General features: G+C 71.2%; 22 protein-coding genes, 4 pseudogenes and 1 riboswitch. Of the genes and pseudogenes, 16 read left to right on the top strand and 10 right to left on the bottom strand.

From position 1 onward, the window contains the following. From tnpB to ABZS71_RS19345, 3 genes are all read left to right on the top strand, one after another. On the top strand, positions 1 to 1,389 hold a 1,389-nt coding region (tnpB, locus tag ABZS71_RS19355), incomplete at its 5' end, for an IS607 family element RNA-guided endonuclease TnpB (protein WP_356211623.1). Between the two features lie 98 nt (positions 1,390 to 1,487). Further along, positions 1,488 to 2,009: an FCD domain-containing protein gene (locus tag ABZS71_RS19350; RefSeq protein ID WP_356211621.1), complete on the top strand. Its 522-nt coding sequence runs from the start codon at positions 1,488 to 1,490 to the stop codon at positions 2,007 to 2,009. A gap of 153 nt (positions 2,010 to 2,162) precedes the next feature. Continuing rightward, on the top strand, positions 2,163 to 2,780 hold the full coding sequence (locus ABZS71_RS19345) for an NAD(P)H-dependent oxidoreductase (protein ID WP_356211620.1): 618 nt from the start codon (positions 2,163 to 2,165) through the stop codon (positions 2,778 to 2,780). A gap of 27 nt (positions 2,781 to 2,807) precedes the next feature. Here the strand turns inward: ABZS71_RS19345 and ABZS71_RS19340 are convergent, their stop codons facing one another. After that, positions 2,808 to 3,863, bottom strand: a complete 1,056-nt coding sequence (locus ABZS71_RS19340) for an LLM class oxidoreductase (protein ID WP_356211619.1) — start codon at positions 3,861 to 3,863, stop codon at positions 2,808 to 2,810. Positions 3,864 to 4,168: 305 nt separating this feature from the next. On the opposite strand from ABZS71_RS19340, the pseudogene ABZS71_RS19335 reads away from it, so the two are divergent. From ABZS71_RS19335 to ABZS71_RS19320, 4 genes and pseudogenes are all read left to right on the top strand, one after another. Then, positions 4,169 to 4,384 (top strand): annotated as a pseudogene (locus tag ABZS71_RS19335) (amino acid transporter); the annotation flags it as partial. A gap of 243 nt (positions 4,385 to 4,627) precedes the next feature. Continuing rightward, positions 4,628 to 5,922, top strand: a pseudogene (locus ABZS71_RS19330) (YncE family protein). 376 nt (positions 5,923 to 6,298) lie between these two features. Next, complete coding sequence (locus tag ABZS71_RS19325) at positions 6,299 to 6,736, top strand: TIGR03618 family F420-dependent PPOX class oxidoreductase (RefSeq protein WP_355844734.1); 438 nt, start codon at positions 6,299 to 6,301, stop codon at positions 6,734 to 6,736. A 53-nt stretch (positions 6,737 to 6,789) separates the two neighbouring features. Continuing rightward, on the top strand, positions 6,790 to 7,710 hold the full coding sequence (locus tag ABZS71_RS19320) for a TIGR03620 family F420-dependent LLM class oxidoreductase (protein WP_355844731.1): 921 nt from the start codon (positions 6,790 to 6,792) through the stop codon (positions 7,708 to 7,710). 7 nt (positions 7,711 to 7,717) lie between these two features. Here the strand turns inward: ABZS71_RS19320 and ABZS71_RS19315 are convergent, their stop codons facing one another. Then, positions 7,718 to 8,278 carry a DoxX family membrane protein gene (locus tag ABZS71_RS19315; RefSeq protein WP_355844728.1) on the bottom strand — a complete coding sequence of 187 codons (561 nt, stop codon included), beginning with the start codon at positions 8,276 to 8,278 and terminating at the stop codon, positions 7,718 to 7,720. A 250-nt stretch (positions 8,279 to 8,528) separates the two neighbouring features. Between ABZS71_RS19315 and ABZS71_RS19310 the strand changes: the two genes are divergently transcribed. Next, complete coding sequence (locus ABZS71_RS19310) at positions 8,529 to 9,008, top strand: histidine kinase (protein ID WP_356211616.1); 480 nt, start codon at positions 8,529 to 8,531, stop codon at positions 9,006 to 9,008. 109 nt (positions 9,009 to 9,117) lie between these two features. After that, a pseudogene (locus ABZS71_RS19305) lies at positions 9,118 to 9,291 on the top strand (helix-turn-helix transcriptional regulator); the annotation flags it as partial. Between the two features lie 18 nt (positions 9,292 to 9,309). Here ABZS71_RS19305 and ABZS71_RS19300 read toward each other — a convergent pair. Further along, the gene (locus ABZS71_RS19300; protein ID WP_355844722.1) at positions 9,310 to 9,501 is read right to left on the bottom strand and encodes a hypothetical protein; all 192 of its coding nucleotides are present in this window, start codon (positions 9,499 to 9,501) and stop codon (positions 9,310 to 9,312) included. Between the two features lie 398 nt (positions 9,502 to 9,899). Here ABZS71_RS19300 and ABZS71_RS19295 point away from each other — a divergent pair, with 398 nt between their 5' ends. Beyond that, positions 9,900 to 10,157 (top strand): hypothetical protein, encoded by a 258-nt coding sequence (locus tag ABZS71_RS19295; RefSeq protein WP_356211614.1) that lies wholly within the window; start codon positions 9,900 to 9,902, stop codon positions 10,155 to 10,157. A gap of 27 nt (positions 10,158 to 10,184) precedes the next feature. On the opposite strand, the gene ABZS71_RS19290 is transcribed toward ABZS71_RS19295, so the two are convergent. The 5 genes from ABZS71_RS19290 to ABZS71_RS19270 all read right to left on the bottom strand — a co-directional run bounded on the left by ABZS71_RS19290 (position 10,185) and on the right by ABZS71_RS19270 (position 15,549). Then, positions 10,185 to 10,775: an ATP/GTP-binding protein gene (locus tag ABZS71_RS19290; protein WP_355844716.1), complete on the bottom strand. Its 591-nt coding sequence runs from the start codon at positions 10,773 to 10,775 to the stop codon at positions 10,185 to 10,187. Continuing rightward, positions 10,762 to 11,127, bottom strand: a complete 366-nt coding sequence (locus ABZS71_RS19285; protein WP_355844713.1) for a DUF742 domain-containing protein — start codon at positions 11,125 to 11,127, stop codon at positions 10,762 to 10,764. Before ABZS71_RS19285 ends, ABZS71_RS19290 begins: the two co-directional genes overlap by 14 nt. Further along, positions 11,127 to 11,528: a roadblock/LC7 domain-containing protein gene (locus ABZS71_RS19280; protein WP_355844710.1), complete on the bottom strand. Its 402-nt coding sequence runs from the start codon at positions 11,526 to 11,528 to the stop codon at positions 11,127 to 11,129. The genes ABZS71_RS19285 and ABZS71_RS19280 overlap by 1 nt, the downstream gene beginning before the upstream one ends. Next, positions 11,525 to 13,813 carry a sensor histidine kinase gene (locus ABZS71_RS19275; RefSeq protein ID WP_356211611.1) on the bottom strand — a complete coding sequence of 763 codons (2,289 nt, stop codon included), beginning with the start codon at positions 13,811 to 13,813 and terminating at the stop codon, positions 11,525 to 11,527. Before ABZS71_RS19275 ends, ABZS71_RS19280 begins: the two co-directional genes overlap by 4 nt. Before the next feature lie 275 nt (positions 13,814 to 14,088). Then, positions 14,089 to 15,549, bottom strand: a complete 1,461-nt coding sequence (locus ABZS71_RS19270) for a PucR family transcriptional regulator ligand-binding domain-containing protein (RefSeq protein WP_356211608.1) — start codon at positions 15,547 to 15,549, stop codon at positions 14,089 to 14,091. A 111-nt stretch (positions 15,550 to 15,660) separates the two neighbouring features. On the opposite strand from ABZS71_RS19270, the gene speB reads away from it, so the two are divergent. From speB to ABZS71_RS19240, 6 genes are all read left to right on the top strand, one after another. Further along, positions 15,661 to 16,608, top strand: coding sequence for an agmatinase (speB, locus tag ABZS71_RS19265; RefSeq protein WP_355844701.1), 948 nt, complete (start codon positions 15,661 to 15,663; stop codon positions 16,606 to 16,608). Then, entirely contained in the window at positions 16,605 to 18,146 is a 1,542-nt protein-coding gene (locus ABZS71_RS19260) for a cytosine permease (protein ID WP_356211606.1), read from the top strand. Before speB ends, ABZS71_RS19260 begins: the two co-directional genes overlap by 4 nt. A gap of 7 nt (positions 18,147 to 18,153) precedes the next feature. After that, a complete protein-coding gene (locus ABZS71_RS19255; protein WP_355844695.1) occupies positions 18,154 to 18,798 on the top strand; it encodes a cyclase family protein in 645 nt (214 codons plus the stop codon). A gap of 30 nt (positions 18,799 to 18,828) precedes the next feature. Further along, positions 18,829 to 19,218, top strand: coding sequence for a nuclear transport factor 2 family protein (locus tag ABZS71_RS19250; RefSeq protein ID WP_355844692.1), 390 nt, complete (start codon positions 18,829 to 18,831; stop codon positions 19,216 to 19,218). Positions 19,219 to 19,316: 98 nt separating this feature from the next. Continuing rightward, the gene (locus ABZS71_RS19245; RefSeq protein WP_356211603.1) at positions 19,317 to 20,762 is read left to right on the top strand and encodes a gamma-aminobutyraldehyde dehydrogenase; all 1,446 of its coding nucleotides are present in this window, start codon (positions 19,317 to 19,319) and stop codon (positions 20,760 to 20,762) included. Between the two features lie 49 nt (positions 20,763 to 20,811). Further along, positions 20,812 to 21,291, top strand: coding sequence for a hypothetical protein (locus tag ABZS71_RS19240; RefSeq protein WP_355844686.1), 480 nt, complete (start codon positions 20,812 to 20,814; stop codon positions 21,289 to 21,291). 9 nt (positions 21,292 to 21,300) lie between these two features. On the opposite strand, the pseudogene ABZS71_RS19235 reads toward ABZS71_RS19240, so the two are convergent. Together ABZS71_RS19235 and ABZS71_RS19230 are read right to left on the bottom strand one after the other, a co-directional pair. After that, a pseudogene (locus ABZS71_RS19235) lies at positions 21,301 to 21,758 on the bottom strand (homoserine O-acetyltransferase); the annotation flags it as partial. A gap of 41 nt (positions 21,759 to 21,799) precedes the next feature. Further along, a riboswitch (SAM riboswitch) is annotated at positions 21,800 to 21,910 on the bottom strand. 247 nt (positions 21,911 to 22,157) lie between these two features. After that, the gene (locus tag ABZS71_RS19230; protein WP_356211600.1) at positions 22,158 to 23,879 is read right to left on the bottom strand and encodes a ricin-type beta-trefoil lectin domain protein; all 1,722 of its coding nucleotides are present in this window, start codon (positions 23,877 to 23,879) and stop codon (positions 22,158 to 22,160) included. Positions 23,880 to 24,131 lie beyond the last annotated feature (252 nt).

Below are 24,131 nucleotides of genomic sequence, written 5' to 3'. Positions count from 1 at the left end.
GCCCAGGAGGCCGCGTTGCGTTCGCACTGCGGTGCGGCGCGTGCCGCGTACAACTGGGCTGTCGGATGGGTTGAGGCGTCGTGGTGGCAGCGCCGCGCGGAGGAGTCCTATGGCGTCCCTGAGTCGGAGCTGACGGATTGGCGGCCGTGGTCGCTGCCGTCGCTGCGGAAGGCGTTCAACGCCGCCAAGCACACCGATCCCAGGTTCGCGGCCTGGTGGGAGGAGAACTCCAAGGAGGCGTACAACACCGGCCTGGCCAACGCGGCTGCGGCGTTCGACAACTACGCCAAGTCGAAGAACGGCAAACGGAGCGGCAAGCGGATGGGTGCGCCGCGGTTCAAGTCGAAGCGGAAGGCGCGTCTGTCCTGCCGGTTCACCACCGGCACCATCCGCCTCGAGGCGGCCGGCCGGCACGTGACGCTGCCCCGGCTCGGCGCGATCCGCACCCATGAGCCCACCGCCAAACTGCTCGCCCGCGTACAGGCCGGGACCGCCCGCATCCTGTCCGCCACGGTGCGACACGAACGCGGACGCTGGTTCGCCTCCTTCCAGGTCGAGGCCAAGCGGGACCTCGAACGCGTGGCGCGGCCGGACACGGTGGTCGGGATCGACCTCGGGGTGAAGGCCCTCGCGGTCATGGCCGACAGCGCCGGTGAGATCCGCACCGTCACCAACCCCGGGCACTACGACCGGGCCCGTAAGCAGCTGCGCCGCGCCTCCCGTACCGTCTCCCGACGCCAGGGCCCCGACCGGCGCACCGGACAGAAGCCGTCCCGCCGGTGGGAGAAGGCCAACGCCGCCCGCAACCGCGTGCACCACCGGGTCGCCAACCTCCGCGAAGACGCCCTGCACAAGCTCACCACCGCCGTTGCAGCCGAGTACGGCACCGTCGTCATCGAAGACCTCAACGTCGCCGGCATGCTCCGCAACCGGCGCCTCGCCCGCCGGATCGCCGACGCCGGGTTCGGTGAGATCCGCCGCCAGCTCGACTACAAGACCCGCCAGCGCCACGCCACCCGCATCGTGGTCGCAGACCGCTGGTACCCCTCCTCGAAGACCTGTTCCGGGTGCGGCGCTGTGAGAGCCAAGCTGCCGCTGCACGTCCGGATCTACGAATGCGACGCCTGCGGCCTGGTCATCGACCGGGACGACAACGCCGCACTCAACCTCGCCGCGCTCGCGGCAGCCGCAGCAACTGGTACCGGAGTGGCCGGAGACCAGGACACCGCCCCGGCGGTGTCGAAGCCTCGTGGAGCCGACCGTAAGACCCGCGCTACCCGCCCCCGCCGCAAGGCGGAGGCGGGGCGGGCAGGTGGCGCAACCCTGCCGCACCAGCGGCAGGAGGAAGCGAGAGACCGTACTCAAGCCGAAGCCCTCACGCTTTGGTGACGTGACGGACTTTCCCGGTCGAAATGCCCGGAATGCTGAGAGCCGCTGAGGCTCTGAGCAACGGCTGGTCGACTTCGTACCCGGTTGAGGTGGCGCGGGTGGCCCCGATCGCGCTGGGCGATGTGTGTGCCCTGTCCGACTTCCGGATGCTCGTCGAGCCGCGGGCCGCCGCGCTTCTCGCCTTTGCCGCCGCTCAGGACGACCGCTCTGTGGACCCCTTCCGTGAGCTGCTGGACCGGCTGGACGACTTCGAGAAATCCTTTCGGGCGCGGGAGCAGCGGCAGCAGGCACGGTCACTCCAAGACTTCTACGAGCTGAGCGACGCCTTCGACCGGGCGATGATCGCCGAGTGCCGCAACGCCTACCTGGCCCGGACGATCAGTGATCTGCGCAGTGAGACCTCGCGGCTGCGCCATCTCGCGCACAGCGGGCCGTGGCGCATGCTGACCTCGCTGGGGGAGCACCGGGCCATGCTGCGGGCGATCACGCGGGGGGATGCGCGGGCCGCCGAGGCCGCGTGCCGCCATCATCTTGAGCAGACGCTCCAGGCGCTGCTCACGAGTCTGTCCGGCCAGGACTTCCCGGGTGGCTCCGACGTCCGGCCGGCCGGCGTGATCTGAAGATCAAAACGCTGAGTTGCACGACTGTGCCAGTGGTGATGGCCTGAAGAAGCCGTGCTCCGCCCTCCGGCGCCGCCGGGAGCGTGGCGTGGTCCGAAGCCGCTACGCAGCCGGACGGCGAGGAACCGAATTCGCCGGAAGGGGTGGACCAGGATGGCGCACCCGGTGCTCGTCGTCGGCATGGGCGGTTCACTGCGGACCCCCTCGACCAGCCTCGCGGCCCTGCGGGTGGCGATCGAGGGGGCGGCCGCCGCGGGCGCCGCCACGGAAGTGATGCCCCTCAGCGGGCTCGATCTGCCGTTCTACACGCCCGAGCACGGGATCCCGCCGGCCGCCCGTTTTCTGGCCGACACCATCCATGGGGCCGACGCCCTGCTGTGGAGCAGTCCGACGTACCACGGGTCGGTCAGCGGCGCGTTCAAGAACGCGGTGGACTGGCTCACCATCCTCGCCGACCGCGACCCGCCCTACCTCACCAACAAGCCCGTCGGGATGCTGACCACCGCCGGAGGGGTGCAGGGCCTGCAGGCGATCAACTCGATGGATTTCATCGTCCGGGCGCTGCGTGGCTGGTCCGTCCCGCTGGTCATCGCCGTCCCGCGGTCGACCCAGGTGTTCGACCCCGACGCGAACCTCACGGATCCGTCGGTCGCGGCACAGCTGCGCGGGCTGGGGGCGGAGGTCACGCGGGCGGCGCTGCAGTTCCGGGCCGAGGGCACCTGCGACTACGCGGAGGGACAGCTGCACGACGGCGTCCTGGGCGGCACATGATCCCGCGCCGCCGGTCCGGTATAGGGGTCAGGCCCCGGGCCGGACCGTGGAGCGCGGCTCCCGCTCACGCTCGGTGGTGCGACCGGGCGGGAAGTGCGGCAGTACGTATTCGGCCAGTTCGTCGATCACCTCGGCGACCGGACGGCGGCTGTGCTTGAAGTTGATCATCAGCTGGTCGATGCCGATGTTCTGCCAGGCCTGCAGCATCTGCAGGAACGACTCGCGGCCCACCGAGAAGCCCTGGTGGATGCGGCGGGGCAGAGCCAGCCGGTTCTCGCTCAGGTCCAGATAGGTGGCCTGGGCGTACGGCTTGAACCCTCTGCCGCCCTCGCCGCTGGTCAGCTTCCGCCACAGCTGGATGTTCTCCGCCTGCTGCTGGAACGGCGGGGTGTAGTACAGCCAGCCGTCGGTGTTGGCGGCGATCCAGTTGACGTCCTGCCTGCCCCGCCCCGTCATCAGGACAGGGACCCGCTCGTACACCGGCTTGGGCAGCAGATCGGTGCCGTGCATCCGGCCGAGCGGTGAGTCGACGTCGGGGAACCGGTGCTCAAGGACGACGCGGAAGTACTCCAGCGACTGCCGGAACCTCTCGCCGCGGGTCTCGACGTCCTGCCCGAACGCCGGGAACTCGACGAGCCGGTCCCCGGTGGCGATGCCCAGCAGGAGCCGCCCCCCGCACAGCTGGTCCACCGAAGCGGCCGCCTTGGCGGTGTGCAGCGGGTGCCGGAGCGGCAGCACGATGCTCGCGGTGCCGAGCGTGATCGAGGTGGTGGAGGCGGCGAGATGGCCCAGGTAGACCCAGGGGTCGAAGACCTGGCCGGTGTCCCCGAAGTGGGGGTCCAGCAGCGGCACGTCCCGGACCCACACCGAGGCGAAGCCCACCCGCTCGGCCTGCTGGATCAGCTCGGTGTGCCCGGCCAGGGAGGGCACGGGACCGTCGAAGCCCTCCAGCGGTGTAATGGCCCCCAAGGTCATCCCGCCGCCGGGGAACGCCCTGGCCATGGCCGCGTGCTCGGAGAACGGCCGCTGCGCCCGGCCTTCGACATCCACGGGGTCGTGGTGGGGCGGTGTCGATTCGGTCATGGGGTCCTCCCGCGATTGCGTGTGCGGTGCGGGTCCGCGCCGGGGTGCCCGTCGCTCCGGGCCGTAAGGCCGGGGCCGTACCGCGGGCACCTCCCTTTCATTGTCGTGGACGGCCGCCGATTCGTCCGCTCGGCGGCACCTGCCACGCCGTTGGACCCTGTATCCGCACGTCAAGCGGTAACCCCCTCGACGGTCCCTGCCCTCACGCGTGGCACGCTGGGCACTCGTATGTCCTGCACCACCGAGGAGACGTGCCACGTGCGGCCGCAGAACCAGCCACCGGAGCCGGACGTTCGGCGCGCGACGAGCTGCGGCACGGCGCCTGGCTGGTCTTCCATCCGGCCGCGCTGACCCCGCTGTCGTGGCTCGGTACCTTCGGCGGTTCCGGCCGCCTGCCGGCGCCGTACGACTCGGTGGCGGTGGGCGCCCTCGCGCTTGGCGTGTTCGTGTGGGCGGTGCGCTCGGGCGCCGACCACCTCAGGACGGCTCCGGCCGGGGCGTCCTCGGGTCCAGCGGTCTGAACGGCTCCGCGCCGAGGCCGCGCGCCGGGCCCGCAGCCCGGCTCACGGGTGGGCCGGGTCGAGGCCTTCTCGAACCCGCCACGGGAGCGGAAGGTGAGTGGGTGTCATTTTTCTGGGTCCCAACTCTTGTGGGACGCAACTCCCTTCATTACTTTCCGGTAAGCGGCGCCCTGCCGCCCCGCCCCGCTCCATCGGCAGAGCCGTGATGACGACGACAGTCCCGCCACCTCGAATGGAGTGACCATGCCTGTCCGTGCAGCCTGGCGTACCCGGCGAGTACTGTCGGTCTCCCTCGCCGCCGCGGTGGCACTGGCCGTGACCGGTTCCGCGGCGGTGACCGCCGCCGCTCGGCCGGCGCCGGCATCGGCCGACGCCCGCGCCGGCACGGCCGGGCTGCGGGAAGTGATGTTCGTGGGCAACAACTGGGACGGCACCGCCGACGTCATCAAGTCCAGCGGCGACCTCGCCGGGATCGGTCGGATCAACGTCATACCCGACAAGGGGCAGCGGCTCGCGGAGATCTACGTCAACCCCATCAAGCTCGCGTTCTTCCTTGGGATCCGGCAGGGGCCGGGTGAAGGACACGACCAGTTCGTGGACGACATGTACTCCACCCCGGACGGTTCGGCCCTCGTCGTCTCCCGGCCGAGCTTCGCCGACGTGGTGTCGATCGATCTCGCGACGGGCAGGGTCAACTGGCGTTTTCCCGTATCGGGATTCCGCTCGGACCACATGGCCGTATCACCCGACGGCAAGCGCGTCGCGGTGTCGGCGTCGACGTCGAACACGGTGCATGTGCTCGATATCGAGACGGGAAAGCAGCTCGGCTCGTTCGCCACCGGGGACAAGCCCCATGAGAACGTCTTCACCGACGGTGGCAGGTACGTCTGGAACATGTCGATCGGCGAGGTCAACACCGCGCTGGACGATCCGTCGATGGACTGGACGAAGGGCGACCGGCGCATCACCGTGGTCAACGCGGACACGTTCAAGCAGGTCAAGGTCATCGACATGCGTGAACGCTCGACGCCTTCGGCCGCAAGGACCTGTCCGACGCCGTCCGGCCCGTCGCCTTCACACCCGACGGGTCAAAGCTCTACTTCCAGGTTTCCTTCTTCAACGGATTCCTGGAGTACGACGTGGCCACGGACAAGATCACCCGTGCGAAGACCCTCCCGAAGAACCCGGCGACCAGCGAGGACCGCACCACATGGGTCAACGACTCCCGCCACCACGGCCTGTCGATGAGCCCTGACGGGAACAAGCTGTGCGTCGCCGGGACGATGGACGACTACGCGACGGTCGTCGACCGGGCCTCGTTTCAGGAGGGCCCCCTGGTGCCGGCCTCGAAGCCGTACTGGGCGACGGTGAGTGGCGACGGCACGTCCTGCATCGTCTCCGAGAGCGGTGCCGACCAGGTCACCGCGATCGACTTCACGACGGGGAAGAAGGTCGCCTCCGTATCGGTCGGCGACCACCCGCAGCGGGTGCGCATCGGCCATGTGGCAGCCGACTGGAACGGTCCGTCGACCCTGTAGACCGGCGGACCGGACCGCGGAGGGCGTCAGCCGGCGTGCCGGCGTGCCAGGTATTCCGCCGTCCGGCTCCCGGGTGTCCGGGCCACCTCCGACGGCCTTCCGGCGGCGACGACGCGGCCGCCCGCGTCGCCGCCGCCCGGCCCCAGGTCCACCATCCAGTCGGCCGGGATCGGTGTCCGCGGTGGCTCCGGAGCGCGTCCGCCGGATGGGTGCCCCTGGGCCCGGGGCACCCACCGGGGAGGACGCCCCGGGGTGCGGCCGCAGACCGCTGGAGCCATCGTGGAATGACCCGGCCCGCCCCGCTTCCCCGGCCGCACCATCGGGTACGGCCACGACCGGGTACGCCATGGCATGCCCCGCACCGGAGAGGCACCTGATGACGGATCTGAAGGATGTGGCCCGGATCGCCGCGGCCGACCACAACCTGGCGGTCGTGGCGACGACCCGTGCCGATGGCTCGGTCCAGGCGTCGGTGGTCAACGCCGGGGTCACCGACCACCCGGTGACCGACGAGCCGGTGGTCGCCTTCGTCACCTACGGCCGCACCAAACTCGCCAACCTGCGTGCACGACCGCGTACCGCCCTCACCTTCCGCGCCGGGTGGAGCTGGGCCACCGTCGAGGGCCGCGCCGAGATCGCGGGGCCCGACGACCCGTTCGACGGCATCGACGGCGAGCGCCTCCGCCTGCTGCTGCGCGAGATCTTCACCGCCGCGGGCGGCACGCACGACGACTGGGCGGCCTACGACCGCGCGATGGCCGAAGAGCGCCGGGCCGCCGTCTTCGTCCACCCCGAGCGCGTCTATGGCAACTGACCCCCGGGGTGGCGCACCGACAGGACAGAGCAAGGACAGCGAGGAGCACCGGCATGGCTGAACGCACCGCACCCCCGCCCGTGGACCTGCCCGCCCTCAAACAGCGCCTGGGCCGCACGGGCGTATGGCTCTCGTCGCTGTCCACGGCGGCGGCGGACGAGGAGCGGCGCGCCGTCGCCGCCATCGAGGAACTCGGTTACGGGACGCTGTGGTTCGTGGAGTTCCCCAACGGAAAGGAGTCGCTGACCCACGCGGCCGTCCTGCTCTCCGCGAGCCGGCACATGATGATCGCCACCGGCATCGCCAACATCTACGGACGCGACGCCACCGCCGCGGCCAACGGCGCCAAGACACTCTCCGAAGCGTGGCAGAGCCGCTTCGTGCAGGGCCTCGGCGTCAGCCACAGCCCGTTGGTGACCACCCGCGGACACGACTACGGCAAGCCGGTGTCCACCATGCGGGCCTACCTCGACGCCATGGACGCCACGCCCTACGACGCACCGTTGCCCGAGCCGGTGCCGCGCGTGCTCGCCGCGCTGCGCACGAACATGCTGAAGCTCGCCGCGACGCGGGCCCAGGGAGCCCACACCTACTTCGTCACGCCCGAACACAGCCGCAGGGCCCGGCAGACCCTCGGCCCCGATCCCCTCCTCGCCCCCGAGCAGGCGGTGGTGGTCGACACCGACCCCGAGCGGGCGCGGGACACCGCCCGCGGATACGCGTCCTTCTACCTCACGCTGCCCAACTATCTGAACAACCTGCGCGAGCTGGGCTTCTCCGACTCCGACTTCAAGGACGGAGGCAGCGACGCGCTCATTGACGCGGTCGTCCCCTGGGGCGACCCGGAGACGCTGGCCGAGCACATTCAGGCGCACTACCGGGCCGGTGCCGACCATGTGTGCGTGCAGCCCCTCGCGGAGACACTCGACCGGCAACTGGAGGACCTGCGCCAGCTGGCCGCCGTCCTGGTCTGACGTGCTGTCAGCGTCCGCTGCCCGTCTGGCCGTCTTCGCCCGCGCCCACCTGCTCCGCGTGCTGGGCGCTCACCGCGATCCGGCGTTTGATCACCGCGGCTGCCGCCAACGCGCTCGTGCTGAACGCCGTGACGATCAGCCAGGGCCGGTCCAGCACATGGCAGGTGACATGGTCGAGGGAGTAGCGGCCGGGCCCCGAGATCCCGAGTGCCGCCGCCGAGCACCCCAGCAGTGCCGCGTATTCGTAGCCTCCCGACTGGGCCCAGAATCCGGCCGGGGCGTGCACGGACACCGCACCGGCCATCGTGCCGGCGGCCGCGGCTCCGGCGGCGGGGGTGGCGAAGCCGAGAGCGAGCAGCAGCCCACCGCCCGCCTCGCCCAGCCCCGCCGCCACCGCACTGCTCCGCCCCGGGCGGAAGCCCATGGCCTCCATGGCCTCGGCGGTGGCGTCCAGACCACCGCCGCCGAACCAGCCGAAGAGCTTCTGCGTCCCGTGTGCGAACAGCACCCCGCCGACTCCGAGGCGCAGCGCGAGCAGTCCGAGATCCTTGCGGTCTGGCATGAGCATGACTCCTCAACTCCCGTCAGGGAACGTAACGGGCAGCCGCCCGCCTCCTCTCCCAGTCTCGGCAGGCATCCCGGCACCCGCCGTCGCTGATACGCCATCCGGCACCGGGATCGTCATTCCGTGTCCACCGTGATGGCCTGCAGCATCGGGATGCGGGCGGCCTGGCGTCCCGGCCAGAGGGAGGCTCCTCGGCTCCGCCCTCGGTGTCGTCACCGGCTGTGCCATCGGCGCCGCGGCCGTCCATGACTTCGTGGCGCACCACGTCACGGCGATCGTCGCCCAGACCAAGGCCGCGCGCTTCACGGCCGCGGCCGGCCACGCCCAGTCCCCGGAGGGCCTGGACCGGATGCTCGACCGGATCGAGCGGGCCGGATCACAGGCGCTGGGGTCGATGCGCGCCATGGTTTCCAACCTGCGGGCCACCGCCGCACCCGCGACGACCCGTCCCACCGGCGACCTGGGCGGTCTGGAGGACCTCACCCAGGAGTTCTCCGCGGTGGGACCGCCCGCCACCCTGACCCTCGACCCGCGGCTCGCCGACCGCCCGCTCCCGCCCGAGATCACCACCACGGTCCACCACATGGTGCAGGAGTCACTGACCAACGTCCGCAAGCACGCCACCGGAGCCGGCCGGGTCGAGGTGCGGGTCGGCGTGCGGCCCGGCGCCCCGGACCGGCTGGAGGTGGCGGTGACCGACGACGGCCGGGGCCGGCGCACCGGCCGCTGGTGAGACGGCGGCGAGGCGCGGCTACGGCCTGGTCGGTCTGGCCGAGCGGATCGAGGAGGTCAGCAGGCCTCACCGTCGGACCGCGGGACGGCGGCGGCTGGCGCGTTCTGGCCGCCTGGTCGCCCGTGGCCGCACCAACGAGGAACTGGCCGCCGAGCTCTATGTCACCCTGTCCACGGTCAAGACCCACCTGGGCAACGTGCAGCGCAAACTCGCCGCCCGCAACCGTGTCGAGATCGCCGCCTGGGCCTGGCAGAACGGGATCTGCACCGGTGACCAGGGCTGACGGCCGGTGGGTCGCTCCCTAGTCCCGCTCGCCTTCGGCCTGCGAGGGAGTCGTCCTCAGGAAGTCGGGGTGACCGGTGTCTGCTTCGTCGTCGCGCTCCCCTTCGGCTTGTGAGGGAGTCGTCCTCAGGAAGTCGGGGTGAGGGGTTTCCTTGCGGTCGCCACGGGTGTCCCGCTTGCCTGCGGCCTGGGAGGGGGTTGGCTCAGTCATGGAAGGCCTCCGCTCGCTGTCACGCGGCCCTGTCCCTGATGGTGCCGATTGTACTCGCGAAGGCGCACGGCATTCACTTGTGGTCGCTGTGTGTGCGCGTCCTTCGGACAGAACGTGGACGGCGTCGGTGTAGGCGGTGATGAGGTCCGGTTCATGGCTGACGAGGACAAGGGTCAGTCGGCGTTCGGCCCGCAGGTGCGTGAGGAGTTCCATCAGGGCCGTGGCCGTCGCCGGGTCGAGTGCCGAGGTGACTTCTCGTCCACATCGTCTTCCAGGTCGCCGTCGGACTCTCCCACGCCGCGTCCATCAATATCAGCCGCGAACTTGCGCTCGGCCGCACCGAGACCGCCCCGGGCATCAAGAACACCGCGCTGGCCTGCGCCGCCGCAGTCATGGTCGTGGTGGGACTCCTCTACCTCACGCTGCCCGACCTGGTACTGAGCCCCTTCTTGGACACCAGCGGCGCCAAGGACGCCGAAGCGATCGGTCTGCCCGCCTCGTGGGTCCTTGGCTGTGCCGTCGGGCTCCACACCCTCGGCATCTGGCTCGGCCTGCTCACCGGCCTCGCCGCCACCGCCATCCTGCTCCTCCGCCGCTACAGCGCCGGCCTCCGCACGAGATTCGCCGCACCTCGGACCGCGCCCGCCACGTCGTAGAGAACCTGCCCGGCGGCCGGCCTGCCGTCACACCTGAGCCGACTCCTGCGCCTTGGCGATGAGCAGGTCCAGGAGCGCGAGCAGCGCGCCGCGGACCTCGTCATGGGAGCGGGCGTCGAGCATGAGGATGGGCGTGTCCGGATTGTTCAGGTGCAGGGCCGCCCTGATGTCCTCGGCGGTGTACAGCTGCTCGCCGTTGAAGCAGTTCGCGCCGACGACGAACGGCAGTCCGCGGTTCTCGAAGAAATCCACGGCCGCGAAGCTGCGGTCCAGGCGGCGGGTGTCGACCAGCACGATCGCTCCCAGCGCCCCGTGCAGCAGGTCGTCCCACATGAACCAGAAACGTTCCTGGCCCGGGGTGCCGAACAGATACAGGACGACTCCGGCGTCGGGGAGGGTGATACGGCCGAAGTCCATCGCGACGGTGGTCGCCGTCTTGGCCTCGATGCCGTCGAGATCATCGACCCCGACGCCCGCGGCCGTCAGTCGTTCCTCGGTGCGCAGCGGTTCGATCTCGGAGATCGCTTCGACCAGGGTCGTCTTGCCGACGCCGAATCCCCCGGCGATCAAGATCTTGACAGGGGACTCTTCCTGGGGAGCGGTGTCATATTCGGGCAAGGCTGTCCCTGATTCTCATGAGCAGATGGACATTGGAGGTCTCGGCCGCTTCGAGGGGCGGCTGGTGGTGGATCAGACCGCGGTCCGCGAGTTCGCCGAGAAGGACCGCCATCGGGGTGAGGCGCATCCCCATACGGGCGGCGATCTCGGCGACCGCGCGCCCGTTGGGCGGCCGGCACATGTCGAGGATGGCCTGCCACTCGGTGGACAGGCTGCTCTGGGCGTCCGCGGCGGCCGTCGCCGTGATCATCGTGTCCATGGTCAGCACCGTGCGGGGGGCGGCTGTACGCCCATCGGTCAGGGCGTACAGCCGCGGTCGGCGGGGCTTTCCGGGTGCCGGGTCGTCCGCCATTACGGCTTGGCGCCCCGTACGCGCTCGGGGGTGCCCAGCCACTCACCGAGCGCCTGCGACGCCCGCACCGCTTCGCCACCCAGCTCACCGAGGCGCGCCTTGCGGGAGGTCACCACGATGAGCGTGCTGCCCTCCCCGCACCCGACGATGCACAGATATCTGTCGTCCATCTCCACCAGCTGGCGGATCACCCGGCCGCCGGCGATCTCCCGGGAGATCGCCTTCATCGTGGCCGCGATACCGGAGGACGCCGCGGCCACCCGCTCCGCCTGGTCCCGTTCCAGCAAGTAGGCGCTGAGCTTGATCCCGTCGTTGGACAGGAGTACGGCCCCCTCGATTCCGGCGATTCTGCTCAGGTTGTTGTCCAGGATGCTGTAGATCGCATCGTTAGGCGTCGTCATGGCTGATCCCGTCGGAGCTCTGCTTCTACTTTTTCGGTGCCGTCTTCGTAGTCCGCCCAGGCCTCGGCCACTTCTTCCGGCGTCGCGGCGTCCTGGCCGATCTGATCCGTCGCGCGTGGCTCCCGGAGCTGCCCGGCGAGGTGGCTCTGTGGGACGCGCTCGGGGAGGGGTGGCCGGGCGGGGCGGTCCGCCGCCTGGGCCGGGTCCGCCGCCTGGGCCCGGTCCGCCTTCGGCTTGGTGCTCTGCCGGCGCGGCAGCTCCGACCGGGTGGGAGCAGGGTCGGCCGGAGGGGCGGACCGGACGTGCGGGACGAGGTCGGGCTTGCGCTCGTTCGCGAGCCGCGGTGCCTCGTCCGCGCACCGCGGTGCGGGGGGCGAGGGCGCCGGCTCGGGGGCCGGTCCCTCCTCGGTCTTCACGAGGTGTTCCTCGGGGATGACGACGACGGCGGATGTCCCGCCGAACACCGAGCGGCGCAGGGTGACTTTGGCCCCGAGCTGGTCGGCGAGGTGGCCGACCACAAAGAGGCCGAGGCGGTGGGCGTTCTGCGCCAGGACGGCGTACGACGCGGAGCTCAGCCGCCCGTTCATCTCCTCGTAGCGCTCGGGAGCCACCCGCGGACCGCGGTCCTCGACCTCCACCGACAGCCCGTCGGACACCAGCTCGGCCCTGATGATGACCTTCGAGGCCGGCGGGGAGAACCGAGTGGCGTTGTCCAGCAGCTCCGCCAGGAGATGGCTGATCTGGCTGATCACTCGCGGCTCAACGCTGACCTCGTCCATGGCGTGCCGGTCGATGCGCCGGAAGTCCTCGACCTCCGAGGCGGCCTCGCGCAGCAGATCGGCGACGCGCATGGGCTCGGTGTGCGGGTCCGGGATCTCGCCGCCCGCCAGGATGAGCAGGTTCTCGATCTGCCGCCGCATGCCGACCGTCAGCTGGTCGGACCTCATCAGCTGGGCCAGGAGCGCCTCGTCGTGGCCGAAGGTGTCCTGCAGGTCCTCGGTGAGACTCAACTGGCGGCTGACCAGGTTCCCGGTCCGGGAGGCGATGCCCGCGGCGAACATGCCGAAGCCCTGACGCTCATCGGCCAGTTGCCGGTGCCCGTCGATGGAGACGGCAACGGCTCGGGCGAACGCGTCGCTGATGCGCCCGACCTCGTCCCGCTCCCCTCGGGGCTCGGGAAGCGCGTCGACGTCGATGGGCCGGCCCTGCTGCAAGCGGGATACGACCTCCGGCAGCGTTTCCTCGGCGATGGTGACGGTGCGCCGGTGCAGCCTGTCCATGCGGCGCAGCACCGAGCGGGTGGTGAACACGACGACGGCCACGACGACGAGGAGCGCGGCGGCACTCCCCGCGATCAGCCACGCGACCTGTGCGTCCAGCTGGTCGGCCTTGGCGTCGGCGTCCGCGAGCACCTCGTCCAGCTCTACGACGTTGAGGTTGTCCAGCTCCGGGGCGAAGGTGTGGTAGGCGGTCGGCCAGCTGTCGACCTGCCGGGGCAGCGCCACGCCGGTGGAGGTGTCCCGGTGGTCGGAGATGACCGCGCTCTCGACCCGGGTCTTGGTCTTCCACGCGTCCGAGCCGAGGATCTGCCGGAGGAACTTTTGATCTTCGGCGGGCAGATAGGGGACGACCCAGGTGTCGTAGACGAAGCGGTGGGCTCCGATGGCGTTGGTGAACGCGCCGAAGGCGGAGCGGGTCAGCTTCTGGTCCGGACCGGCCGAGGAGAGAATCGTGTCCTCCTGCGCCAGCACTTCCGACGCCGAGAACATCGAGACCACTGGACGGGTCGCCTGGGTGAGCTCGGCGTCGTCCATATGACTGAGCGCCTCGTACACCCGGATGATGTGGCTGATCGTGCCCGTGTAGTAGCCAACGGTGCGGTCCACACCGCCGCGGCGAGCGTCGGCGCGCTCCCGGTAGGCAGCCAGATTGTCCAGCTGGTCCCTCACCATGGACAGGTGGTGTTCCGCCTGCCCGGACTTCGGCAGGCCGTGGTCGGTGGAACGGCGGAACGCGGCCTCGGCCCGGTCGGTGGCCGCGCGTTGGGTCCGAAGATCCGCCGCGGAGACCGGGGACCCCGCCCACCGGGCGGCCGTTATCGCGCGCTCGCGCTGCATCGCGACCATGAGTTTGTACAAAGGTTTACCCGCGAGGTGGCCCGCCCCCACCTCGACACGCAGATTCGCTGACTGCTGCATCAATCGGTCCGCGGAGATGGCGACCTGGGCGCCCATCGCGACGGTAGGCACCACCGCCAGCCAGATGAGCAAGGTGCGAAGTCGCACGACACGCTGTCGGCCGGTTCTCGTGGGCCTGCGTGGGGCCTCGGGGTCGGTGGAAGTCATCAGTCCTCGTGGGCGGAGGGGCGGGCAAACCGACAGCTGGGCCCGACTGCCTACCTGGGAGGCAGGGGTGGTCGGTCCGGCTCAGCGGCAATGAGAGGGACGCCGATCATAACCAGCCATGACGAAAAGGGGGACGTTGCTGAAACGATCAAGCCGTGATACTTGAGGGTGCACACCAGGCCGTTGAACGCGGGGGCTCGGTTGAACGCTGAGGCTCAGTCGAGCAGCCCGAGTTGCCCCGCGGCCCGGATGGCCAGCCAGACCTCGGCGAAGGCGCTGGTGGCGGACAGGTCGCGGCCGGTGAGTTCACTGAAGCGGCGCAGGCGGTAGGAGAGCGTGTTGGGGTGGACGTGGAGCGCCGCGGCGGCCTCCTCCGTACGGCGGTCGCGCTCCATCCAGGTGCGTACCGAGGGCAGGAGCCGTGAACCGTGACCGGCGTCGTAGCGCAGTGCCTCGCCCAGCACATGGTCGACGAGGGAGGTGAGCGCGGCGGGGTCGTCGGGCAGCCAGCGGCCGGTGGCGTCGTCGCCGTACCGGACGAGGGCGCGGCCGCACGCGGCGGCGTGGGAGGCCGCCCACAGGGCCTCGCGCTGCGCCAGCCGCAGCGAGGCGCCGGGGCTGAAGGGGCGGCTCATTCCGGCGGCGACGCCGGGGAGGGCCGCGACCGCGTCGCCCAGACGGGGCGAGCCGAGGAGATAGCGGTCCTCGCCGCGGTTGAGCAGGAGGCACGGCTGATCCTCCAGCGCGCGCAGGACGGCGTCCTCGGTGACGCCCCTGACCACCGCCAGGACGGTCTCGCCCTCGATGGAGTGCCGCAGCAGATGGCGCTGGGCGACGGCGGGGTCGAGCGCTCCCTGTAGCAGTTCGGCGAGGATCTCCGCGCCTTCGCGCCGCAGTGTCTCGCGTTCGGTGCGGACCATGGCGAGCTGGAGAGCGGCCACCGTGGCGATGTGCTGGACGACGGCGAGCCCCGCCGGGCGCGCGCCCTCCCGTTCGAACGCGATGAGGAAGCCCGCCGCGCCACCGGGGGAGGGCACCGGGAGCGCGAATCCGCCGGGGATGGTCGGCGGGGCGTCCGCCGAGCCGGGGATCACGGACGCGTCGGGCGCGGGCACACCGGGCAGCAGGGGGCGGCCCTGGGTGGTGCACAGGTAGATGTCGTACCCGGACAGCTTCTCCAGGCGGTTGAACAGCGTCGCGGTGTCCAGGTTCTCCGAGGTCAGCCAGCGCAGCGCCCCGAAGACCTGGAGCTGTGCGCCGAGCCGGTGGCGGGCGTCCTCCTGGACGGCGGCGGCGACCTCCTGCGCCACCGCGATGAACGGTAGGGCCAGCGGGACCTCGAGGACCGGTATGCCCCGCTCCTCGGCCGCGTCGAAGAAGGCCTGGCGCAGCGGGGGCATGTGCAGCTGGGCGGAGACGGCGAGTGCGGCGACTCCGGCGTCGTCGAGCCGTTCCAGATAGGCCCGCTGTCCGGCGGCCGAACGCGGCATCGCTATCCCGGTCGTCATGATCATCTCGGCGCCGAGCAGCCAGGGCGTGGGATCGTCCAGCTCGCTGACATGGGCCCAGGAGACGGAACGATGCAGGCCGGCCGAGCCCGCGAGCAGGCGCAGCTGGAGCGCCGGGGACGACAGCAGGTCTCCGACGGTCACCCGTTGTTGTTTGTTGTTGGCCACAAAAACAGCGTAGCTCTTTGTTTATGAAACGATTGTCGTGTGGTTCCCCCGCTGTGCACACTCGGCCGACCGGACGCGTACCGGCGCATGTGAGAAGGGACTGCACCACAGATGACCGAACCCCGAGGGCCCGTCGATTCCTCCCGGGTCCCGCGCTTCGCGGGGCCTGGCACGTTCGCCCGGCTGCCGCGACTGGACGAGGTGGCCCGCGCCGATGTAGCGGTGGTCGGTGTCCCGTTCGACGCCGGTGTCTCCTACCGGCCCGGCGCCCGCTTCGGACCGACGGCGGTCCGTGAGGCCAGCCGGCTGCTCCGCCCCTACCACCCGGGCCTCGACGTGTCGCCGTTCGTCACCCAGCAGGTGGCCGACGCCGGAGACATCGCCGTCAACCCCTTCAACATCAACGAGGCCATCGAGACCATCGAGGACGCCGCGGGCGGCCTGCAGGCCGACGGCACCCGCCTGGTCACCATCGGTGGCGACCACACCATCGCCCTCCCGCTGCTGCGGGCGGCCGCGCGACGCCACGGCCCGGTCGCGGTGCTGCACTTCGACGCGCACCTCGACACCTGGGACACCTACTTCGGCGCCGAGTACACGCACGGCACCCCCTTCCGCCGGGCGGTGGAGGAGGGCATCCTCGACACCTCCGCCCTCTCGCACGTCGGCACCCGCGGCCCGCTGTACGGCAAGCAGGACCTCACCGACGACGAGAAGCTGGGCTTCGGCATCGTGACCTCCGCCGATGTCTACCGGCGCGGCGCCGACGAGGTCGCCGACCAGCTGCGTCAGCGCATCGGGGACCGGCCGCTGTACATCTCCATCGACATCGACTGCCTCGACCCGGCCCACGCCCCCGGCACGGGCACGCCGGAGGCGGGCGGCCTGACCTCGCGGGAGCTCCTGGAGATCCTGCGCGGTCTCGCCGGGAGCCGCCTGATCGGCGCGGACGTCGTGGAGGTCGCGCCCGCCTACGACCACGCCGAGATCACCTCGGTCGCGGCGTCACACGTCGCCTACGACCTGATCAGCCTGCTCGCTCTCCAGGAGAACAGATGACGGACTCCCCAGCCCTGACCGAAGTCGAGCAGTACGGTGTCGAACGCATCCCCGATGCGGATCGCACCGCGACCCCCCTCGACCTGTTCCGGGTCGCCTTCGGCGGTGCCAACACCTTCGCCACCTGCGTACTCGGCGCCTTCCCGATCCTGTTCGGACTGTCCTTCTGGCAGGGCCTGACGGCGACCGTGCTCGGTCTCGTGGCCGGCTCGCTGATCCTCGCCCCGCTGGCGGTGTTCGGCCCGCGCAACGGCACCAACAACGCGGTCTCGTCCTCGGCGCACCTGGGTGTGCACGGGCGGGTCGTCGGCTCCTTCCTGTCGCTGCTCACCGCCATCGCGTTCTTCTCGATCTCGGTGTGGTCCTCCGGCGACGCGCTCGTCGGCGGCGCGCACCGGCTGATGGACGTACCGCAGAACGACGGGGTGTTCGCTCTGGCCTACGGCGTCTTCGCGCTGCTGGTGCTGGTCGTGTGCGTGTACGGCTTCCGCTTCATGCTCTTCGTGAACAAGATCGCGGTGGTGGCGGCCTCGACGCTGTTCGTCCTCGGCTTCTTCGCCTTCGCCGGGGACTTCGACCCCGGCTACCAGGGAGCGTTCCCCTCGGCGTCCACGACGGGGTTCTGGCCCGCGTTCATCGGCTCGGCGCTGATCGTGCTGTCCAACCCGGTGTCCTTCGGCGCCTTCCTCGGCGACTGGGCCCGGTACATCCCGGCCGATACCCCGCGCCGCAAGGTCATCACGGCGGCGTTCGCCTCCCAGATCGCCACCATCCTGCCGTTCTTCTTCGGCCTGGCCACCGCCTCGATCATCGCGGCCAAGGCGGCGAAGTACATGGACCCGGCCGCCCCGAACTACGTCGGCGGCCTGCTGGCCATCGCACCCGGCTGGTACTTCCTGCCGGTGTGCCTGCTCGCGCTCATCGGCGGCCTGTCCACCGGCACCACCTCGCTCTACGGCACCGGCCTGGACTTCTCCAGCGTGTTCACCAGGTTCAGCCGGGTGCAGGCGACGCTGTTCGTCGGTGTGCTGTCGATCGGGTTCATCTTCCTCGGCCGCTTCGCCGCCAACCTGTCCCAGTCCATCTCCACCTTCGCGACGCTGATCATCACCTGCACCGCCCCCTGGATGGTGATCATGGTGCTCGGCTTTGTGACCCGTCGGGGCTGGTACGACCCGGACTCGCTCCAGGTGTTCAACCGGCGCCAGCGCGGCGGCCGCTACTGGTTCGAGCACGGCTGGAACTGGCGCGGCATGGGCGCCTGGCTGGTCTCGGCGGTGTTCGCCCTGACGTTCGTCAACGTCCCGGGGCAGTTCGTCGGTCCGCTCGGCAATCTGGCCGACGGCGTCGACCTCTCGCTGCCGGTGGGCCTCGGGCTCGCCGCGCTCGTCTACATGGCGCTGCTGTGGATCTTCCCCGAGCCGCGCGAGGTCTACGGGCCCGAGGGGCCGCGCCTGGTCCGCGCCTCGGACACGCCCGTTCCGCCGATCACCACGGAGAGCGGCGCACCCGTGGTCGCGGTGGCGGAAGGAGTGTGAGGCCACCGTGCGCCTCGTCGACCTCTCCGTGGAGATCGCCACCGGGATGCCGGTCTACCCGGGCGATCCTCGGGTGGCCGTCGCCCCGGCGCTGAGTGCCGCCGCCGACGGTGTGAACGTCCTGCACCTGGACATGGGCTCGCAGTCCGGTACCCATGTCGACGCGCCGTTCCACATCGACGACGCACTGCCGACCCTCGACCAGCTGCCCCTGGAGCGCTTCTGGGGCGAGGCCGTCGTGGTGGACGCCCGCGGCGCGCGGCCCCGCGCGCCGCTCGGGCCGTCCCTCTTCGAGGGCCGCCTGCTGCCCGGGGCGATCGTGCTCGTGGCCACCGGCTGGTCGCTCCACTGGGGCACGGACGACTACCTCACCCATCCGTATCTGACCCGGGAAGCCGCCGAACTCCTGGTCGCCGCCGGAGTCCGCACGGTGGGCATCGACGCGCTGAGCGTCGACCCCACCCCCGCCGACGACTTCCCCGCCCACCGGGTCCTGTGCGGCGCCCACGCCGTCATCGCCGAGAACCTCACCGGTCTCGCCCCGCTGCTCGCCGCGCAGGCCGCGGGAGAGCCCATCGAGGTCTCCCTGCTGCCGCTGCGGCTGCCCGCCGCCGACGGCGCGCCCGTACGGGCCGTCGCCCGCGTCGGCTGAACCACCCGAACCCCGCAAGGAGCACCACCCATGAACGACGAGGTCCTGAAGGCCGCCGACGCCCTGGTGTCCGCGTTCGGCGAAGGCCGACTCGACGACTACTTCGCGGCGTTCGCGCCCGACGCGACGTTCGTCTTCTACGCCATCCCCGAACGCCTCACCTCCACCGCGGACTACCGCGCCCTGTGGAACCGCTGGGTCGCGGAGGACGACTTCCGCGTCCTCGCCTGCACCTCCACCGACCGACTGGTCCAACACCTCGGCGACACCGCGGTGTTCAGCCACCAGGTCGAGACCACGGTCGCCACCACGGCCGGTGAGGAGACCCTTCACGAGCGCGAGACGATCGTGTTCCGCCGCCAGGACTCGGGCCGCTGGCTCGCCGTGCACGAACACCTCTCGGCAGCGGCCGGGGCCTGACCCCGCGTGGCGCGAGGCCACGCATCGCCGGACGACAACGGAAACGGATATGCCATCGGCGCTGAGCGCGGCGGGGCAGGGACAATGAGGACATTGCGATGAGCGAGCTTCGAACGCTGCGCAACTACATCAACGGCGAGTACGTCGACGCGGCCGACGGACGCCGTCTGGACGTGACCGACCCCGTCACGGGCGAGGTGTACGCGCACTCGCCCCTCTCGGGCGCCGCCGACGTGGACGCGGCGATGGCCGCCGCGGAAGCGGCCTTCCCCGTCTGGCGCGACGCCACGCCGTCCACCCGGCAGAAGCTGCTGCTGAGGATCGCGGACGCCGTGGAGGCCCGGGCGGATGAGATCGTGGAGGCGGAGTGCCGTAACACCGGCAAGCCGCGCGCCCTGACCCTCGCCGAGGAGATCGCCCCGGTCGTCGACCAGATCCGGTTCTTCGCCGGGGCCGCACGGCTGCTGGAGGGCCGGTCCGCGGGCGAGTACATGGAGGGCATGACATCGATCATCCGGCGCGAGCCGATCGGCGTGTGCGCTCAGGTCGCACCGTGGAACTACCCGCTGATGATGGGCGTGTGGAAGTTCGCCCCGGCGATCGCCGCGGGCAACACGGTCGTCCTCAAGCCGTCCGACACCACCCCGGCGTCCACCGTGCTGCTCGCGGGGATCATCGGCGACATCCTGAAGGACATGGGCCTTCCGGCCGGCATCTTCAACGTGGTGTGCGGCGATCGCGAGACCGGCCGGCTGATGGTCGAGCACCCGACCCCCGCGATGGCGGCCATCACCGGTTCGGTCCGCGCGGGCATGCAGGTCGCCCAGTCCGCGTCGAAGGACGTCAAGCGCGTCCACCTCGAACTGGGCGGCAAGGCCCCGGCGGTGGTGTTCGAGGACGCCGACATCGCCGCGGCGGTGGAGGGCATCTCCCTCGCGGGATTCTTCAACGCCGGACAGGACTGCACCGCGGCGACGCGCGTCCTGGTCCACGAGTCGATCCACGACGCATTCGTCGCGGCCCTCGCCAAGGCCGCCGCCGACACGAAGACCGGCGGCATCGACGACGAGGACGTGCTCTACGGCCCCCTCAACAACGCGAACCAGCTCGCCCAGGTCTCCGGCTTCATCGAGCGCCTGCCCGGCCATGCCACGGTCGAGGCCGGCGGCCACCGAGTCGGCGAGCGCGGCTACTTCTACGCCCCGACCGTCGTCTCCGGCCTGAAGCAGGATGACGAGATCATCCAGAACGAGGTCTTCGGCCCGGTCATCACCGTCCAGTCCTTCACGGACGAGGCCCAGGCCGTCGCCTACGCGAACGGCGTCGAGTACGCGCTCGCCTCGTCCGTGTGGACGAAGGACCACGCACGGGCCATGCGGATGTCCAAGGCCCTGGACTTCGGCTGCGTATGGATCAACACCCATATGGCCCTCGTCGCCGAGATGCCGCACGGCGGCTACAAGAAGTCCGGCTACGGCAAGGACCTCTCCGCGTACGGCTTCGAGGACTACACCCGGATCAAGCACGTCATGACGGCCCTCTGAGAGCCGCCCAGGGCTGGACCCCCGTCCCCTCCGGCTGAAGGATGGCGGGGTGACAGCTGAGGGCGACGCCGACCGCACGGCGGGGTTCGAGGTGGCGACCGGCGCCGGAGGGGTCCCCGCCGGGGGCGCCCGGGACCGCGAGGCCGCCGTGCGGTCGGCGTTCGAGGGGTTGCTGCAGATCCGGCGGCTGATGAACACCGGGACCGCCGCCCCTGACGCCGTGCCCGCTGAATGGGAACGGCGCCGGCCGGTGCGCGCCGTGGCCCTCGCCCTGGAGGCGGCCGGCATCCCGCCGTCAGCGGTCGGCACGGACGGCGGCCGCGTCACGACCGGCTATTGCGTGAGGGTGGCCGATCAGGCCGGGGTGGTGCGCGTCGACTGGCTGGGCCCGCCGGGAAGTGGTGTCGCGTACGCGGCACCCGATGAGCTGCGGAAGTGCGCGGCGGTGCTGCGCCGGCTGGGCTGGGAGGCCTTGGAGTACCGGGGGCCACGCGGCCGCCGTTACCTCGAAGTCGAGCCCGCCCCCTGACGGCGCACCCTAGCGCAGCAGTTCGCGTACGGGCGCGGCGACCTGTTCGGTTTCGGTGAGGAAACCGTCGTGCCCGTGAGCGGAGTCGATGACCGCGGATGATCGGCGCCGGGGATGCCGGCTGCCGGCTCCGCCTGCTGGGCGAGCGGGTAGAGGCGGTCGGAGTCGACTCCGGCCACCAGGGTCTCGGCGGTCACCCTGCGCAGGGCGGCCCGGGTGCCGCCGCGGGAGCGGCCGACGTCGTGGCCGTTCATGGCCTGCGTCAGTACCACGTAGCTTGCAGCGTCGAAGCGCCGGACCAGCTTGGCGGCGTGGTGGTCGAGATAGGACTCGACCTGGTACCGGCCGCCGGACTGTGGGTCCTCGGCGCCCTGCGGGGCCCTGCCGAAGCGGGCCTGCAGTTCCGGCTCGCTGCGGCAGGTCACATGGGCCAGCCGCCGTGCCAGGCCCGGCCCGGGGTGCGGGCCGGGCCTGCACCCCGGGCCGGGGTGCGGGCCCGGCGGGACCCGGTCGTCACCCGGGGGCACCCCGTCGCGGGAGAAGGGTTGCCTGTCAGCGGGTCGGGGCCGATGACCCACGCGGGCAGGAACCTGCGAGGTGGGCGCTGACAATCGTGACCGTCCCCCACAGTGACGTAGGGGTCCGCGAGGCCGTCAAGGACGCCTTGTCGGATTCAGACGACGAAGGTGGACATCGAGGGGGCCAGGTTCCACATCACCCGCCTGCGTATCCTCTGACCTCGGAGCGATCGCAGCGCAAACCGGCCCGGCGGCCCCGCACATCGCACCCGCCGGGCCGTTCGGCACGGTCACCGGCGCCCTGTCGTACCTGGCGCCCGGCAGGCTCCAGGTCGGCAGCCGTCCCTTCTACCTCGCGCTCCAGCGCTGGTCGTCCCGGCCGTCAGCCGACTGCAGCTCCAATGAGCTGCCCGGGCTGTCGTCGCCCGGGGTGACGGCGAAGTCCGGCGCGATGAAGGGGCGTATCACCCCGTCGCGGTCGACTACGAACTGCAGGTTCTGGCCGTTGTCGCCGTCGGCGGACGAGCACGGCCAGATCCCGACGCCCCGGTCGGTGTCCCCGCGGGAGTCCAGACAGAAGTCAGGGTCTGCCGCTGTGTGCAGGAGACCGCGGGAATCCAGCCGCCACCGCTGTGTGTCCGCCCCCGTGCACGGGGCCGTGATGACGTCCGTGCGCTTTTCCAGCCGCGCGTCGCGGATGTCCAGACACAGCGCGGAAGCGGAGTTGACCACCACGGTGTAGGCGTCGCCCGGAATCGGGACGGCAGTCGGCTGGCTGGTGCTCGGGGGAGCGGTCGTGGGGGGCGTGGGGGTGGGGGGAGCTTCCGTCGCGCGGCCGGGGGGCGACGGGCGGGGTGGTTTCTTCGTCGGCGTGGCGGTGGCAGTCGGCGGCGGAGCCGCGATGGTGGGCGGGGCCGTGGTGGCCGTCGGCAGTGGTGCACGGCCACCAGCCGGGCTGATGTCGCCGGAGTCGGACGCCAGCACGGCGACGGTAGTGGCCACCGCGGTCAGCGCGGCCACCACCACCAGCCCGACCGCCGCGGACGGCCAGGACACCGTCCAGGTGCGCTGCCGGCCCGTCCCGGCGGATCCGGGGCCCGCCGGCCCGTCCGCGGCCACGCCGACGGGCGGGAGGGCCGGGGCGAGCACGGGGCCCGCCAACGCGGATATGGCCGGCCGCTCCACCGCCGTGTGCGACTGCGCCACGGCCTCCGCCGCGGGGAGAGCGCGGACCGGTCCCGCCATGACGTAGGCCGTTCCGCCCCACCCGAGGAGGCCGTCGGCGATCACGGTCCGAGGATCCTCGCCCATCCGCACCAGGTCGCCGAACACGCCGGCGCACGACGGGCATGCGGCCAGATGCCGGTCCAGGTCCTCGCTGCGCCGGGCGGCACCCGGCCGTACCGCCGCTTCGATGATGCCGCGGAACCCCTGGCACGTGGGGTCGCCGGTGCGCTCGAGATGGGTCCGTAGCCACGCCTCGCGCAGGGCACCCTGTGCCGTGTCCTCGAGGGTGGCAACGGTGTGCGGCGCGGTGCCCAGGTAGGTGGCCACCGTGGCGGTGGACTCGTCGTCCACCACGCTGTACCACAGGACGCCGCGCGTGCGCGCCGACAGCGTCAGGAAGCCGCCGAGCATGGCCGAGCGCTCCTCCGGGCGTGGCCGCCCGGGGCCGTCGTCCGTGGTGATGCCGGAGCCGTCGAGCCACTCGGCGAACTCGGGATCCAGCCTCTCCCTCCGGTTGCCCGCCGCCCACGTGGCGCCCACCCGCTGGACGAGCAGCAGCAGATGGTGGCGCCACGGTCCCAACGGGTCGATGCCGCGGCACGTCTCCTGCGCGGCGAGGCCGAGGGACAGCTCGGCGAGCTGGTTCCCGTCGGTCTGACTCCTGCCGCAGAGCCGGGCGTAGGACAGCACCGCGGGAAGGTGGCGGGCCCGCAGTTCCTGTGTGGCGGGGAGGGCAGTCGGCGCGCCGGCGCGGATCCGCTCGGTAAGTCCCGCGTCGGGCAGTTGGGCGTACGGCCGCTTCTCGGCGGTAGCCTTCGGCTCGGTCCCATGCTGGTCGGACACCCTCTCGACTCCTCGTTCGCGTTCGTGCGGGCCGCCCGCGCACACACTGGCACGGGAGCCGACAGTGGCGACGGGTGCGCGTCCCGGCACACCGGCCGTCACCGGCGGTAATAGGAGTGCCCATAGTGATGGAGGGGGAGCCTTGGGAAAAGGGTTTCTGAGGGTAACTCCCGGTCAACGAGGGGTTTTCGCGGGCAGGCAGCGGAGCCTGGGAGCGCGGGGGTCGGTGCGTGCGGCAGCTCGCTGCACGCA

This window comes from Streptomyces sp. NPDC005393 (genome assembly GCF_040606675.1).
GTDB lineage: Bacteria > Actinomycetota > Actinomycetes > Streptomycetales > Streptomycetaceae > Streptomyces.
This window is presented reverse-complemented; position numbering and strand designations above follow the sequence as displayed.